This window comes from Streptomyces sp. NPDC097640 (assembly GCF_040302705.1).
GTDB lineage: Bacteria > Actinomycetota > Actinomycetes > Streptomycetales > Streptomycetaceae > Streptomyces.
Genome location: NZ_JBEOSB010000033.1, coordinates 22,577 through 36,243, shown reverse-complemented (window position 1 = coordinate 36,243; position 13,667 = coordinate 22,577). Strand labels below are relative to the sequence as shown.

Annotated in this window: 12 protein-coding genes; 8 read left to right on the top strand and 4 right to left on the bottom strand. The window is 73.8% G+C overall.

Annotated elements, in window-relative coordinates; translation table 11 throughout:
* The first annotated feature begins 85 nt into the window (after nucleotides 1–85).
* Nucleotides 86–1,324, top strand: coding sequence for a type ISP restriction/modification enzyme (locus ABTY62_RS38665; protein WP_502997601.1), 1,239 nt, complete (start codon nucleotides 86–88; stop codon nucleotides 1,322–1,324).
* Between the two features lie 281 nt (nucleotides 1,325–1,605).
* Here ABTY62_RS38665 and ABTY62_RS38660 read toward each other — a convergent pair whose 3' ends face one another.
* The 3 genes from ABTY62_RS38660 to ABTY62_RS38650 all read right to left on the bottom strand — a co-directional run bounded on the left by ABTY62_RS38660 (nucleotide 1,606) and on the right by ABTY62_RS38650 (nucleotide 3,504).
* A complete protein-coding gene (locus tag ABTY62_RS38660; RefSeq protein WP_043487934.1) occupies nucleotides 1,606–1,869 on the bottom strand; it encodes a hypothetical protein in 264 nt (87 codons plus the stop codon).
* Between the two features lie 127 nt (nucleotides 1,870–1,996).
* Entirely contained in the window at nucleotides 1,997–2,893 is an 897-nt protein-coding gene (locus tag ABTY62_RS38655) for an anti-sigma factor (protein WP_352134046.1), read from the bottom strand.
* Nucleotides 2,890–3,504: a sigma-70 family RNA polymerase sigma factor gene (locus tag ABTY62_RS38650; protein WP_311725335.1), complete on the bottom strand. Its 615-nt coding sequence runs from the start codon at nucleotides 3,502–3,504 to the stop codon at nucleotides 2,890–2,892. Before ABTY62_RS38650 ends, ABTY62_RS38655 begins: the two co-directional genes overlap by 4 nt.
* Nucleotides 3,505–3,678: 174 nt before the next feature.
* Here ABTY62_RS38650 and ABTY62_RS38645 point away from each other — a divergent pair, with 174 nt between their 5' ends.
* The 3 genes from ABTY62_RS38645 to ABTY62_RS38635 all read left to right on the top strand — a co-directional run bounded on the left by ABTY62_RS38645 (nucleotide 3,679) and on the right by ABTY62_RS38635 (nucleotide 8,474).
* The gene (locus ABTY62_RS38645) at nucleotides 3,679–5,217 is read left to right on the top strand and encodes a DUF4331 domain-containing protein (protein ID WP_352134045.1); all 1,539 of its coding nucleotides are present in this window, start codon (nucleotides 3,679–3,681) and stop codon (nucleotides 5,215–5,217) included.
* A 244-nt stretch (nucleotides 5,218–5,461) separates the two neighbouring features.
* Nucleotides 5,462–6,802 (top strand): tetratricopeptide repeat protein, encoded by a 1,341-nt coding sequence (locus tag ABTY62_RS38640; protein ID WP_352134044.1) that lies wholly within the window; start codon nucleotides 5,462–5,464, stop codon nucleotides 6,800–6,802.
* Between the two features lie 58 nt (nucleotides 6,803–6,860).
* Entirely contained in the window at nucleotides 6,861–8,474 is a 1,614-nt protein-coding gene (locus tag ABTY62_RS38635; RefSeq protein WP_352134043.1) for a HoxN/HupN/NixA family nickel/cobalt transporter, read from the top strand.
* Between the two features lie 108 nt (nucleotides 8,475–8,582).
* Here ABTY62_RS38635 and ABTY62_RS38630 read toward each other — a convergent pair whose 3' ends face one another.
* Nucleotides 8,583–9,395: an SGNH/GDSL hydrolase family protein gene (locus ABTY62_RS38630; RefSeq protein WP_352134042.1), complete on the bottom strand. Its 813-nt coding sequence runs from the start codon at nucleotides 9,393–9,395 to the stop codon at nucleotides 8,583–8,585.
* Between the two features lie 373 nt (nucleotides 9,396–9,768).
* On the opposite strand from ABTY62_RS38630, the gene ABTY62_RS38625 reads away from it, so the two are divergent.
* The 4 genes from ABTY62_RS38625 (at nucleotide 9,769) to ABTY62_RS38610 (ending at nucleotide 13,593) form a co-directional block, all read left to right on the top strand.
* Nucleotides 9,769–10,173 carry a hypothetical protein gene (locus ABTY62_RS38625; RefSeq protein ID WP_352134041.1) on the top strand — a complete coding sequence of 135 codons (405 nt, stop codon included), beginning with the start codon at nucleotides 9,769–9,771 and terminating at the stop codon, nucleotides 10,171–10,173.
* 9 nt (nucleotides 10,174–10,182) lie between these two features.
* Nucleotides 10,183–11,280 carry a GNAT family N-acetyltransferase gene (locus ABTY62_RS38620; protein ID WP_352134040.1) on the top strand — a complete coding sequence of 366 codons (1,098 nt, stop codon included), beginning with the start codon at nucleotides 10,183–10,185 and terminating at the stop codon, nucleotides 11,278–11,280.
* 391 nt (nucleotides 11,281–11,671) lie between these two features.
* Entirely contained in the window at nucleotides 11,672–12,505 is an 834-nt protein-coding gene (locus ABTY62_RS38615) for a glycosyltransferase family 2 protein (RefSeq protein ID WP_352134039.1), read from the top strand.
* 41 nt (nucleotides 12,506–12,546) lie between these two features.
* Nucleotides 12,547–13,593, top strand: coding sequence for a glycosyltransferase family 2 protein (locus ABTY62_RS38610; RefSeq protein WP_502997603.1), 1,047 nt, complete (start codon nucleotides 12,547–12,549; stop codon nucleotides 13,591–13,593).
* Nucleotides 13,594–13,667: the final 74 nt, after the last annotated feature.

Here is a 13,667-nt window from a genome sequence, read left to right as displayed (position 1 = left end):
CGGTTCCCGCGCGCCGCGCGCCGGGTGGCGCGCGGATACGATGCGGGGTGGGAGTGGGAGAACGTGCCGGGGGAAGGGCTGCGGCGTGACGGCGACACGGGCCACAGGGGCCGACCGGGCCGTATGGGCCGACGCACCGCTGCTGGCGGACCTCATGCCCTGGTCCGTGGGGCCGCTGCGGCTGGGCCGGGCGTGGGTGATGGGGCCGGACCCCAAGACGCTCAAGGCGCGCTGGGAGCGGCTGCTCGCCGCCGGTGACGCGGCCGGGCGGGCGGCGCTGTTCCGCCCGAGCCGTGCCCGTAAGCTGCACGTCGCCATGCCCCAGCTGCCCGGACAGCGGACCTCCACCGCCCCGCTGGCGGGCGAGAGCGGGCCGTGCCCCGAGCCCGTACGGGTCGCTCACGGGCCGTACGACCAGCAGTGGCTGATCCCCGACCACCGGCTGATCGACGCCGCCCGGCCGGAGCTGTGGCGGGTGGCCGACGACCGGCAGATCCACGCCGTCGAGGTGGCCGGTCCTGACCCGGGGCCGACGCTGACGTTCTCCGCGCTGTTGCCGGACGGCTACTCCCCCGCGGGCCGCCCCGGGCGGATCCGGCCCCTCTACCGCCGCCCCGGCGGCCGGGAGCCCAATCTCGCGCCGGGGCTGCTCGACCGGCTCTCGGCCGAGCTGGCGCGTCCCGTCACCGCCGAGGACTTCCTGGCCTGGGTCGCCGCGGTGGCCGGCCATCGCCCGGAGGGCTGCGCGGTGCCGCTGACCGCCGACCCCGGGATCTGGGAGGCGGGCGTGGAGCTGGGCCGCCGGGCGCTGTGGCTGCATACCCGCGGGGCGCACAGCGGCGAACGCCCGCGCATGCCGGGCGGCCAGCGCCCCTACGTACGCGCCGCGCTCCCCGAGCGCGGGCTGCCCGAGACCCTCGCGTACGACCCGGAGGACGCGACCCTGCACCTCGGCGCGGGACGGATCTCACCGGTGCCGCGCCGCGCGTGGGAGTTCCACGCGGGCGGGGCGCGGGTGCTGGAGACCTGGTTCGAGCGCCGTACGGCGCGGGGCGAGCCCGGCACGCTGGAGGCCGTCGTTCCGGCGGCCTGGCCGCGCGAGTGGACGTCGGAGCTGCTGGAGCTGATCACCGTGCTGGCGCTGCTCGCCGAGGATCGCCCGGCGCGGCGGGCGCTGGCCGAGCGGCTGGCCGCCGGGCCGCGCCTGGGCCCGGTCGAGCTGGGCGAGGCGGGCGTGCTGCCGGTGCCGGGCTCGGCCCGGCGCCCGGCGTCCGTGCTGGACCATCACGAGGAGGGCCCGGGCGGGCAGTTCGCCCTGATGTGAGCCGGACGGTGCCCGGCTGCTCCGGCGCTGCGCGCACGTGCCTCCGGGGCGAGGACGAGTGCGTACGCGCGCCCGGAGGTAGCGGCCATGCCGCGCGCGGGCACGGGGTCACCGGCTGGAGCGGGGCCGGTTCCGCCGTGCCCGGAATGCGGACGGCGATGCGGGCGTCATGGGCGGCGGGCCCTGGGGACGGGCCTACCGGGTCTGCCAGGCCTTCCGGGCTGCCCGGGGCGACCTGGCCCGCCGGAACGGGCCGGGCGGGCCGGGTGCGCCCGGAAGCCTCAGTGGCGGCTGCCGAACAGCGAACGGCGCAGTCGGCGCAGCGGCGCGAACAGCGACACCCTGGCGCCCCTGTTCCGCTCGGTGCGCGCGTGGTCCCGCGCGGTCAGCTCCTGCATCAGCACCGTGGCGCCCTCGGCCTCTCGCTGCGGCACGGCAGGGCCGCCCAGCACCGCGAGATGTCGGTCGAGGCGGGCGCTGGTCGACCCGCTCCCGCAGTTGATGGCAGGCACTCGCGGCCTGCTGCGTACTGTTATCTGCTCCATGTCACTCCCCACCCGTACGAGGGCACCCGCCCCGGGCAGAGTAACCCTACCTTGGCGAGCCGTCACCCACGCACCCCCGGTCGCTGATTTACCTCCGCGTCAAGGGTGTTGACGCGTCCATCGCGAATCATGGATCACGCAGGGCGAGTTGCACGACCGGATTCGTGCTGGGCCGGGTTGACCCCCCGTCCGGTTCCAAGGTGACCGCGAGACGCTCGGTGTGCGCCCCGAAGCCGCCCGTGACCAGCGACGTCCCTTCCCCGTTGCCGTTCAGGAGCCCGGCCGAGCGGGGCGTGCCCGAGGCGCCCGAGGCGCCGGCGTCGATCATCCACAGCTGGTACGCCCGCCCGTCGGGCGGCGCCGCCAGCCCGGAGACGGTGACCACGGCCGCGCCGAGACGGCGCGAGGTCACGGCGTTGATGCCGCGGCCCTGGGCGTCGCGCGCGCTGACGCCCCTGGCGTCCGGCGCCGACAGCACCTGCTCGACGGCGCGCGTCGCGCCCTGCTCCCGGTCGAGCGCGTCGCGGGTGCGGACCAGTTCGACCCCGAGCACGACCGCCGCGGCCAGGGACAGCGCGCCGGCGGCCGCGGCGATCCGCAGACCGAGCACGGGGCGCCGGAAGGAGGGGGACAGGCCCCTGCCGCGCGCCCGCCGCCCGCCGGGCCCGGAGCGGCCCGCGGGAGCGGCGCGGGCCTGCTGGCCCGCGTATCCGTATCCGCCGTCCGCCGCGGAATGCGCCTCCTGGGGGATGGCGTAGGCGGCCGCCAGCACCCGCTGCCGCATCTCGGGCGGCGCCGGGGCGGCCACCGCCCGCGCCAGCCGCACCGCGCCCTGCGCCAGGTCGCGCACTTCCTGGGCGCACCCCGGGCAGCGGGTCAGATGCCGCTCGTACCGCAGGCGCTCCTTCGGGTCCAGGGCGTCGAGGGCGTACGCGCCCGCCGGCGCATGCGCCTTGCGCCCCCTGCCGCCCCGGTACGCCGGGGGCCGGTCGGTCGGCCGGCCGGTCGGCCGATTGTTGGTCATACCGCCGCTCCCAAGCACTCGCGCAGTCGCGTCAGCCCGTCCCGCATCCGCGTCTTGACCGTTCCCAACGGTACGGCCAGCCGATGCGCCACCTCCCGATAGGAGTACCCCTCGTAGTACGCGAGGGTGACCGACTGCCGCTGAAGCTCGGTGAGCCGGGCCAGACAGCCGCGCACCCACTCCCGCTCCAGCCGCCCCTCGACCGCCTCCGCCACCTGGTCGAAGGCCGGGCCCTCCGACTGCCCGCCGACGCGCGCCTCGCGGTCGGCCGCCGAGCGGGCCGAGCGCACGCGGTCCACGGCGCGGCGGTGGGCGAGGGTGAGGATCCAGGCGAGCGCCGAGCCGCGGCGCGGGTCGAAGCGCGCGGCGGTGCGCCAGACCTCCAACAGCGCCTCCTGCGTGACCTCCTCGGACTGCGCCGGGTCCCGCAGCACGCGCCGCACCAGCCCGTACACGGGCCCCGACACCATGCCGTACAGATCCTCGAACGCACGGTGGTCGCCGCCGGCGACCAGCGGCAGCAGGTCGTCCGGGCCGCGCCCGCGCTCCCCCGCGCGCTCCTGTCCACCCACCCACCCGCGTATCGGCCCTCGTTCTCCCGTCTGCTCCACACTCACGCGGCAAACCCCGCTTCCTGCCATCGGTCTCGCTGCCCCGTCTTCGGTTGCTTCGGTTGCTTCGCGACGTCCGCCGAAAAAAATCTGCCGACCCACCAATCCGGTCGGCCGACCGCTCCGAATAGCCGACATCAGCCTGTCCACCACACGTACGAAGGACCGACCCAGATGACCTCAATCACCAAGAGGAGTGTGGCCGCGCTCGTGGGCGGAGCGCTGGCCGCGGGAGGGCTCGCGGTGGCCGGTGTGGCCGCGCTCGGGCCCGAGGCCGCGGAGGCCTCCAGCCACCGGGAGGCGCCGCTGATCTCGGGCCAGCCGGAGTACGACACCACCGACGTCTACGCGTTCGTGAGCCCCGACAAGGCGGACACGACGACGCTGATCGCGAACTTCCTGCCGTTCCAGGACCCGGCGGGCGGCCCGAACTTCTACAAGTTCGCCGAGGACGCCCAGTACGACGTGCGCATCGACAGCGACGGCGACGCCCGGGAAGACCTGATCTACCGCTGGACCTTCAAGGACCACGTCCGCAACGAGGACACGTTCCTCTACAACACCGGTCCGGTGACGTCCCTCGACGACAAGGACCTGAACTTCTTCCAGACGTACGACATCGAGCTCATCAAGCTGCGGCACGGCAAGGCCGTCGAGCGCACCAAGGTGGCGGACGATCTGGTCGTGGCCCCCTCGAACGTGGGCAAGGCGTCCATGCCGGACTACAAGACCCTGCGCGACCAGGCGATACGCAAGGTGTACGGCGGCGTCACGGCCTTCGCCGGCCAGGCCGACGACCCGTTCTTCGCCGATCTGCGCGTGTTCGACCTGCTCTACGGCGGCGACCTGTCGGAGGTCGGCAACGACACCCTCAAGGGCTACAACGTCCAGTCCCTGGCCCTCCAGGTGCCCACCGACCAGCTGCGCGAGTCCCATGAGCAGCCGGTGATCGGCATCTGGTCCACCACCCAGCGCGCGGACGCCTACGGCGACTACGCCCAGGTCTCGCGGCTCGGCATGCCGTTGGTCAACGAGGTTGTCAACCCGCGTAAGGACAAGGACAAGTTCAACGCGTCGAAGCCCAAGGACGACGCCCAGTTCCTGGACAACGTGGACGATCCGGAGCTGCCCAAGCTGATCGAGGGCATCTTCAAGATCAAGGCGCCTGACACCCCGCGCAAGGACCTCGAGCAGGTCTTCCTCACCGGCGTGCCCGAGCTCAACCAGGTCGAGGGGGGCAAGGCCTCCGAGATGCTGCGGCTCAACACCTCCATCAAGCCGACCCACGAGCCCAAGCGCCTCGGCGTCCTGGACGGCGACCAGGCCGGGTTCCCCAACGGCCGCCGGCTGACCGACGACGTGCTGGACATCGCGCTCCAGGTCGTGGAGGGCGAGCTGCTCGACCAGAAGAACGACCTGGGCGACGCGGTCGACGCGAACGACCAGAAGTTCGAGAGCTACTTCCCCTACGTCGCGCTGCCCAACTCCGGCTCGGACGTCAAGACCGCCACCAAGAGCGCGGTGGCCGCGACGGACGGCCGCACCCTGCTGAACGGCGGCTCCGGCATCGTCACCACCACCACCGAGGACAACAACACGCTGCTGGCCACCTCCGCCGCCGCGGGCGGCGCGGCGGTGCTGCTGCTGGCCGTCGGCCTGACCTGGCGCCGGCACCGCCGGCGGCTGGTGCGGGTGCACACCCGCAGGCACTGATCCGGCGTGCGCACCGGCCGGGGCGCGCTTCCCATGTGGAACGCGCCCCGGCCGGGGGCCGGGACGCCGAGCATCGGCCCGCTTCCGTACGTACACCTCTGTGACACCGGCGCCCGAACCCCCGAACACCCCCGAAAGCCCCTGAACCACTCCCGCAAGCCCCTGCAAGCCCCCCGCAGCCTTCGCAAGCCCTTCGCAAGCCCCTGAAGCCGCGTCCCCTCGTGCACCCGAAAGGCAGCCCGCAATGCCTGTCCGGCACCTCGTCCGCACCGCCGCCGTCGTCGTCGCCCTCGCGACGGGGATCACGGCCGCCGCGTTCGCCGTCGGCGGGTCCGACGAACGCCCCTCCGGCGTACGGACCGACGCCGTGCAGCCCGCCGGCCGGGCGGCGCTCGACCGGGTCGGCTCCAAGGACCTGGGCAAGAGCATCAGCGCGCTCCAGGCCCAGCTGCGGGCCCGGCCCGAGGACGCGGCCGGCTGGGCCACGCTCGGCTCGGCCTACGTCGAGCAGGCCCGCACCACCGGGGACCCCACCCGCTACCCCCAGGCGCAGAAGGCCCTCGCGCGCTCCCTGACGGCCCAGCCGCGCGACAACGACCTGGCCCTCGCCGGGCGCGCCGCGCTCGCCGCCGCGCGCCACGACTTCCCGGACGCGCTGCGCGACGCCGACCGGGCGCTGAAGGTCAACGCCTACAGCGAGCGGGCGCTGGCCGTCCGGGTGGACGCGCTCGTCGAACTCGGCCGGTACGACGACGCGTACGCCGCCGCCAGGCACGCCGACTCGCTGCGCCCCGGCATCCCCGCCTTCACCCGCCTCGCCTATGTCCTGGAGCTGCGCGGCGACCCGGCCGGCGCCCGCAGCGTGCTGCTGCGCGCCCGCAAGTCGGCGACCGCCCCCGGGGACGTGGCGTATGTGGCCACGGCGCTGGGGCAGCTGGCCTGGAGCCAGGGCCAGTACCCCCGGGCGCGCGGCCACTTCGCCGACGCGCTGCGCGCCGAGCCCGGCCATCTCCCCGCCCTGGAGGGCCGCGGCCGCACCTTCGCCGCGGTCGGCGACCTCGACGCGGCCGTCCGCGACCTGGAAGAGGTCGTACGGCGCTACCCGCTGCCCGCCGAGCTGGCCGCCCTCGGCGAGGTGTACGAGGCGCGCGGCGACCGCGAGCGGGCCCGGGAGCAGTACGCCGTGGCCGCCACCTGGATCGACCTGGCGCGGGCCAACGGTGTGGCGACGGACCTCGACAGCGCGCTGATCGCCGCGGACCACGGCGACCGTGCCGAGGCGCTGCGGGCGGCCCGCGCGGAGTGGGGCCGCCGCCACAGCGTGCACAGCGCCGACGCGCTGGCCTGGGCGCTGCACCGGGCCGGCCGTGACCGCGAGGCGCTCCGCTACGCCAAGTCAGCCGCAGCGCCCGGGTATCGCAACGCCTCGTTCCTCTACCACCGGGGGGTGATCGAGAAGTCCCTCGGCGACACCGCGGCCGCCCGCCGCCATCTCTCCGCGGCCCTCGACCTCAACCCGGCCTTCTCCCCCACGGGCGCCCGCGCCGCGAAGGCGGCACTGAAGGGGCTGGGCGACGCGCGATGACCGGCCAGCAGCCCCCGCTCCCGTACCGCACCGTCCGCACCACAGGAGGTACCCGTCCATGAACCGGCTGATCCGGCGCGTCCGCCGCATCGGCGCCGCCGCGTCCGTGCTCTTCGGGGCGGCCGCCATCGTAGTGCTGCCCGCCGGGGCCGCCGCCGCGCATCCGCTGGGGAACTTCACCGTCAACCGCTACGACGGGCTGGTCGTCACGCCGGACGAGCTGCGGGTCGACCATGTGGAGGACCTCGCCGAGATCCCGGCCGCGCAGGCGAAGCCGCGGATCGACCAGGACGGCGACGACGAGCTCTCGCGCCCCGAACTGGACGCCTGGGCCGACCGCCGCTGCGCCGACGCGGCGCGGGACGCGCGGCTGACGGTCCGGGGAGAGGCGGTGTCCGTACGGAGCGAGGGCGCGAAGGCGCGCTCGCGGGCGGGGCAGGCCGGTCTGCCGACGCTGCGCGTGGAGTGCCGGCTGACCGCCGCGCTGCCGCACGACGGGCGCGCCTCGCTCGCGTACCGCCCGGCGGACATCGGCACGGGGCCCGGCTGGCGGGAGATCACCGCTCAGGGCGACCGGATGACGCTCGCGGCGTCCGACGTCCCCACGTCCTCCGCCTCCCGGCGGCTGACCAGCTATCCGCAGGACCAGCTCTCCTCGCCGCCCGACGAGCGGACCGCCGCGCTGCGCACCACGCCGGGCGGGCCCGCGCTCGCCGACGCGCGGTCCGACCGGGACGAGCAGTCCGAGGCGCCCGGCGGCTCCATACTGCCGCGCGGCGCGGACCGCTGGACGCAGGCGCTGACCGGGCTGGTGGCGCGGCACGACATCACGCCCTTCTTCGCCGTGTCCGCCTTCGGCATCGCCATGCTGCTCGGCGCGATGCACGCGCTCGCCCCGGGCCACGGCAAGACGCTGATGGCGGCGGCCGCGGCGGCGGGCGGGCGCAGCGCGATGCGCGATGTGCTGGCGCTGGGCGCGTCGGTGACGATCACCCACACGCTCGGGGTGTTCGCCCTGGGGCTGTTGGTCACGGCGGGCTCGGCGGCGGCCCCGTCGGTGATCGCGTGGCTGGGCGTCGCGAGCGGGGTGCTCGTGACGCTGGCGGGGGCGGGGCTGCTGCGCAAGGCGCTGCGACAGCGCGGCGCCGCGCACCATCACCACCCTCACGGCCACGGGCACGAGCACGGGCATGACCACGACCACAAGCACGAGCACGAGCACGAGCACGGCGATCAGCACGGGCACGGGCACGACCACGCCCACGAGCACGTCCACTCGCACGGCGGCTTCACCCACTCCCACCCCCTGCCCTCGGGCCGCCCCACCCTGCGCGGCACCATCCTCCTCGGCTTCGCGGGCGGGCTCGTGCCCAGCCCGTCCGCCGTGGTCGTGCTCGTGGGCGCGGCCGCACTGGGGCAGGCGTGGTTCGGGTTTCTGCTGGTGCTGGCGTATGGGGCCGGGCTGGCGCTCACGCTCACGCTGGCCGGGATCGCGGTGGTGCGCCTGGGTCAGCGGGCCACGGCGCGGCTGGCGGCCCGGACCGGCGCCGGGGGCCGCGGCCGGCGCGTGCTGCGGCTGGTGCACCGCGCCTCGCCGGTCGGCACCGCGGCCGTGGTGCTGGCACTGGGCTGCGGGCTGGTGCTCAGAGGGGCGGCGTCCACCCTGGGCTGACGGACTTGGGCTGACGCACCTGGGCTGACGCCGCGGGAGGCCCCGGACGACTGTCGTCCGGGGCCTGCCGCTGTCGCGTGGTGGCGCGAAGTATGGTCGAACGGCCGATCAGATTCCGTCAGCCGTGTTCAGGACGGGCAGGTAGCCGCCGGACTGCCCCGCGGCGGTCGGGTGGTACGACTCGTCGATGGGCCAGGTGACGCTGTGCAGCCACTCGCTCCCGGAGCAGATCTCGTGCCCGGAGAACGGGGTGGCCACATCGCCGAAGGCGAAGCCGTAGGCGGAGGCGCGTCCCTTGGTGACGGAGTTCAGGTAGTCGGAGGCGTTGTTGATCGCGGAGCGCTCGGCCTCGGTGAGCCCCGCGATGCAGTCGCCGTTGAGCTTGTAGAAGCGCGGGTAGCCGAGGACGACGACCTTGGCGGACGGCGCCTTGGAGCGGATGGAGCTGTAAACCTGGTCCAGCTTGCCGGGCAGGGTGTTCTGCACGTAGGTGCGGGCGTTGGCGACCGCGGTGAGGCAGTTGCTCTCGCCGGGCAGCACACAGGTGGTCATGACGTCGGCGAAGCCGGCGTCGTTGCCGCCGATGCTGATGCTGACCAGGCCGGTGCTGGAGCTCAGCGGGCCGAGCTGGTTGTTGAGGACGTCGCCGGTCTTGGCGCCGGAGCAGGCGGTGAAGTTGAAGCTCGAGGGGGCGTGCGCGGCGGCCCAGAGCGCGGGGTAGGCCTTGGTGCTGCGCTTGCAGCTGCCGCTGGCGGAGTCGTAGCTGCCGGAGCCGACGCCGGATGAGTAGGAGTCACCGAGCGCCACGTAGGCGGGCGCCGCGGCGCTCTCCGCGGCCTGCGCCGCGCCCGCGCCGGTGAAGGCGAGCACGACACCGACGGCGAAGGCACAGGCGGTGGCCGTGAGTCTGGACAGTTTCATTCAGTCTCCCTTAGCAGGATTGCTGCCGATGCTGGTGCGGCACGACGGCCCCGAAAGGGGCAATCGTGTTCGAAACCGTCTGTCACGCCGCTCCGTTCACTGCCCTCGGCGTGACATGGCTATGTCATCCCGCCGAAACACGGGGTCTATGCGTGTAGTTAGGAAAATATTCCGGTCGAGGCGATGAACTTCGCGCACAGCGGCGCCGCACGCCGGTCGCGCACCACCGCGCACGCCGTTGAACAAACCAACCTGAAGTGTCAACTCACGCCCATACGTGCCCCGTTCGCACAACTGCCGCATCTTGACGGGCCTCCTCCGCCTGCGCCACATTGAGGCCCGGCATCCGGCGCATCAGGGGGCAAAGTCGCCAATGCAGACCATCAGTGACAAGAGCCCGGCGGGCGCCCGGTTCCCACCCGTGCTCATGGGGGTCGCGGTCGGCGCCGGAGGGGTCGGTGCCGCGCTCACGCTCGCGGGTGTCGAAGCGCCGCCGCGCGCACCGCTCACACTCTTCTTCCTGGTCATGGCGCCCGCATCGGCCCTGGCCCACGCGCTGCGCGGGCTGGACGGGGCGGCCCGGGCGGTGCTGGCGGGCGCGGGCGCGCTCGCGCTCGACCTGTTGGTCGCGCAGACGATGCTCGCCCTGCACCTGTGGTCGGTGCGCGGGGGCGTGTCGGCGGTCGGCGCGGCGAGCCTTCTGCTCTTCCTGTCGGCGCGACCGGCCCACGCGCGGCGCCGCCGCCGTCGCCTGCGCACGACGAGTAGTCAGGGATGACACGTGGACATGGGTGACATCGGCGTGTACCGCCCCGGCGAGCTGACGGCCGCCGACCGGGCGGCCTGGACGGCCATGCAGGCGCAGGCGCATCTTCTGGGCGCGCCCGACCTGGCGAACCCCTTTCTCTCACCCGAGTTCACGCTGGCCGTCGGCCGCTGTAGACGTGGGGTACGGATCGCGGTGGTGCGTGAAGAAGGCGAACCCGTGGCCTTCTTCCCGTTCCAGCGGACCCGGCTCGGCGTGGGGCGGGCGATCGGCCTGGGCCTGTCCGACTCACAGGGCCTGATGCACCGGCCCGGGTTCCAGTGGGACGCGCGCGAGCTGCTCCAGGCCTGCGGGCTCGCCGTCTGGGAGTTCGATCACCTGGTGGAGGGGCAGAAGCCCTTCGAGGTGGGGGCCCGGCGCTCCTTCCCCTCCCCGGTGATCGACGTGGAGCAGGGCTTCGAGGCGTATCTGGCCCAGCTCCGCGCGCGCTCGCCGAAGTTCACCCGCACCACGCTCGCCAAGGAGCGCAGGCTGGGCCGGGACGTCGGCGAGGTGCGGTACGTCCACGACGAGCGCGACCCCGCGGCGCTCCGCACGCTGATCGGCTGGAAGTCGGCGCAGTACCGCCGGACGGGGCGCAGCGACCGCTTCGCCCACGCCCGGATCACCCGCCTGGTGGAGCAGCTGTTCCATACCCGCGGCTCCTCGTGCGCCGGGCTGCTCTCGGTGCTCTACTGCGGCGGGCGGCCGGTGGCCGGGCACTTCGGGCTCCGCTCGGAGCGGGTGCTGGCCTGCTGGTTCCCGGCGTACGACACGGCGTTCGCGAAATTCTCGCCCGGTCTGGTGCTGCATCTGCGGATGGCCGAGGGGGCGGCCGCGCAGGGCCTGGCCTATCTGGATCTCGGGCGCGGCGAGAAGGAATACAAGAACTCCCTCAAAACACGCGATCTCAGCGTGTCCGAGGGGTGGGTGACGCGCCGCCACCCGGTGGCGCTCGGGCATCGTGCGCGGCGTGCTCCGATTCGGGCGCTGCGCAATACGGTGCTTTCGAGGCCGGAGCTCTTCGGGCCGGCCGACCGGCTGCTCAGGCGTTTGGGCAGTATACGGGCAAAGAATTGACGAACAGACTTCCAAGAGGGGGTGTCGGGTGATTTCCCTTGCCATAGGGTAATCGGTGTCAATACCGTCGTCACCGTCGTCATAACACCCGCATCGGATCCATCACCATGGCGGCTCCAGGGGAGGGCTCGAACGTCGCGCTGGATTCCGGAGCGGGATCGCGGTAGGGGGGTGCCGCGCCCGGCTGTCCTGTGCTTTTGCGCTCTTGCGCTCCTGCACTGCTCAGGCATGCCGCGACGCGGGCCGCGAGGCAAGTAACGCCAGCCAGCTCGCTCGGCCTTGTTCGGTGGTCAATACCGTCATGGGCGGGTGAGAACCCCCCTTTCGAACCGGATAACCCAACGGACCGCCCGGGGGCGGACGGTCCACCGGACGAGAGGGAAACAATTCCATGAGCTCCTCTGTGCGCCCGGACGTGCCGGAAAGCGAATCGATTTCATCGGGATCGACGACCTCCGGGCCGCACCGGTATCGCCCGGTGTCCTCTCATCTCGCGATCGCGCCGCCCGTGAGCGTCGTGATCCCGGCCATGAACGAGGCAGAGAATCTCCCGTACGTTTTCAGGAGAATGCCCTCCTGGATCCATGAAGTCGTGCTCGTGGACGGGAATTCCACGGACGACACGGTCCGGGTGGCGCACGAGCTGTGGCCGGGGGTGAAGGTCGTACCGCAGCGCGGCAAGGGCAAGGGCGACGCGCTCATCACCGGATTCGCCGCCTGCACCGGCGACATCGTGGTGATGGTCGACGCGGACGGCTCGGCCGACGGCGGCGAGATCGTCAGCTACGTGTCCGCGCTGGTCTCCGGCGCCGACTTCGCCAAGGGGTCGCGGTTCGCCAACGGCGGCGGCACGGACGACATGACGCCGATCCGCAAGCTCGGCAACCGCGCTCTGACCTCGCTGGTCAACCGCAAGTTCGGCGCCCGCTACACCGATCTGTGCTACGGCTACAACGCCTTCTGGCGCCGCTGCCTGGACGAGATCGCGCTCGACTGCGCCGGGTTCGAGGTCGAGACGCTGATGAACATCCGAGTGGTCAAGGCCGGCCTGCGGGTCCAGGAGATCCCCAGCCACGAGTACCGGCGCATCCACGGCGTCAGCAATCTGCGGGCCGTCCGTGACGGGCTGCGCGTGCTGCGGGTGATCCTTCGCGAGCGGGGCGCCAAGCGGCACCGCCGCCACCCCGCGCTGGCGCCCGCGGCGGTCAGGGGGGAGCTGTCGTGACGGATCTCCCCGCTCGCCCCTCGCCGCTGCCGCGGCCACGGATGTCCGTGGTGATCTGCGCATACACCGAGGACCGCTGGGACGACATCCTCGCGGCGGTGGACTCGGTGCGCGGCCAGTCGCTGCCCGCCCACGAGACTCTTCTCGTGGTCGACCACAACCCCGCCCTGCTGCGCCGCCTGACCACCCATTACGGCGACGGCGGCCCGGGGGCGGCGGGCCGGGAGGACGTGCGGGTGCTCGCCAACGCGGGCCCCCGTGGCCTGTCCGCGGGCCGCAACACCGGCGTCACGGCCTCCACCGGCGAGGTCATCGCGTTTCTCGACGACGACGCGGTCGCCGAGCGCGACTGGCTGCACCACTTCGCCGCCGCCTACGCCGACCCACGGGTGCTCGCGGTCGGCGGGCGCACCGTCCCGGTGTGGGCCTCCCGCCGCCGCCCGCCCTGGTTCCCCGAGGAGTTCGACTGGGTCGTCGGCTGTACGTACCGGGGGCTCCCGCCCGGCCGGGTCCGGGTGCGCAATGTCCTCGGCGGCAACGCGTCCTTCCGCCGCGAGGCCTTCGAGGTGACCGGCGGCTTCGCGACCGGCATCGGGCGGGACGGCGACAGGCGGCCGCTGAGCTGCGAGGAGACCGAGCTGTGCATCCGGCTGAGCCGCGCCCGGCCCGACGCGGTGCTGCTCATCGACGACCGCGCCGTCATCCACCACAAGGTGCCGCCCGCCCGCGAGCGGTTCGCCTACTTCCGCGCCCGCGCCTACGCCGAGGGCCTCTCCAAGGCCCTCGTCGCCCGCAGCGTGGGCGCCCGGGCGGGCCTGTCCACCGAGCGCCGCTACACCACCCGCGTGCTGCCGGCCGGCATCGCGCGCGGCCTGCGCGACGCCCTCCTCGGCCGGCCGGGCGGCGCGGGCCGGGCCGGCGCGATCGTGGCCGGCGTCGCGGCCGCGGCGAGCGGCTACGCCGTGGGCGCCTCCCGCGCCCGCGGAACCGGCGGCGCGCGGTTCGCGGTGGCGGTGCGGCCGCCGGAGCCGACGCGGGACAACACGGCCGGGGGCCCGCGCCCCCAGACCCGCGAGGGGGCGGCATGACCGCCAGACCCGACACCCCCGCACAGCACCGCACAACCCACCACGCCGCACCACCCCCACTGACCGGACCCCGC

What these genes read in the sequence shown, in the direction of transcription:
- ABTY62_RS38660 (WP_043487934.1), bottom strand. Translation starts at nt 1,869, where the DNA reads ATGGAGCAGATAACAGTACGCAGCAGGCCGCGAGTGCCTGCCATCAAC.
- ABTY62_RS38655 (WP_352134046.1), bottom strand. Translation starts at nt 2,893, where the DNA reads ATGACCAACAATCGGCCGACCGGCCGGCCGACCGACCGGCCCCCGGCG.
- ABTY62_RS38645 (WP_352134045.1), top strand. Translation starts at nt 3,679, where the DNA reads ATGACCTCAATCACCAAGAGGAGTGTGGCCGCGCTCGTGGGCGGAGCG.
- ABTY62_RS38640 (WP_352134044.1), top strand. Translation starts at nt 5,462, where the DNA reads ATGCCTGTCCGGCACCTCGTCCGCACCGCCGCCGTCGTCGTCGCCCTC.
- ABTY62_RS38635 (WP_352134043.1), top strand. Translation starts at nt 6,861, where the DNA reads ATGAACCGGCTGATCCGGCGCGTCCGCCGCATCGGCGCCGCCGCGTCC.
- ABTY62_RS38630 (WP_352134042.1), bottom strand. Translation starts at nt 9,395, where the DNA reads ATGAAACTGTCCAGACTCACGGCCACCGCCTGTGCCTTCGCCGTCGGT.
- ABTY62_RS38625 (WP_352134041.1), top strand. Translation starts at nt 9,769, where the DNA reads ATGCAGACCATCAGTGACAAGAGCCCGGCGGGCGCCCGGTTCCCACCC.
- ABTY62_RS38620 (WP_352134040.1), top strand. Translation starts at nt 10,183, where the DNA reads ATGGGTGACATCGGCGTGTACCGCCCCGGCGAGCTGACGGCCGCCGAC.
- ABTY62_RS38615 (WP_352134039.1), top strand. Translation starts at nt 11,672, where the DNA reads ATGAGCTCCTCTGTGCGCCCGGACGTGCCGGAAAGCGAATCGATTTCA.
- ABTY62_RS38610 (WP_502997603.1), top strand. Translation starts at nt 12,547, where the DNA reads ATGTCCGTGGTGATCTGCGCATACACCGAGGACCGCTGGGACGACATC.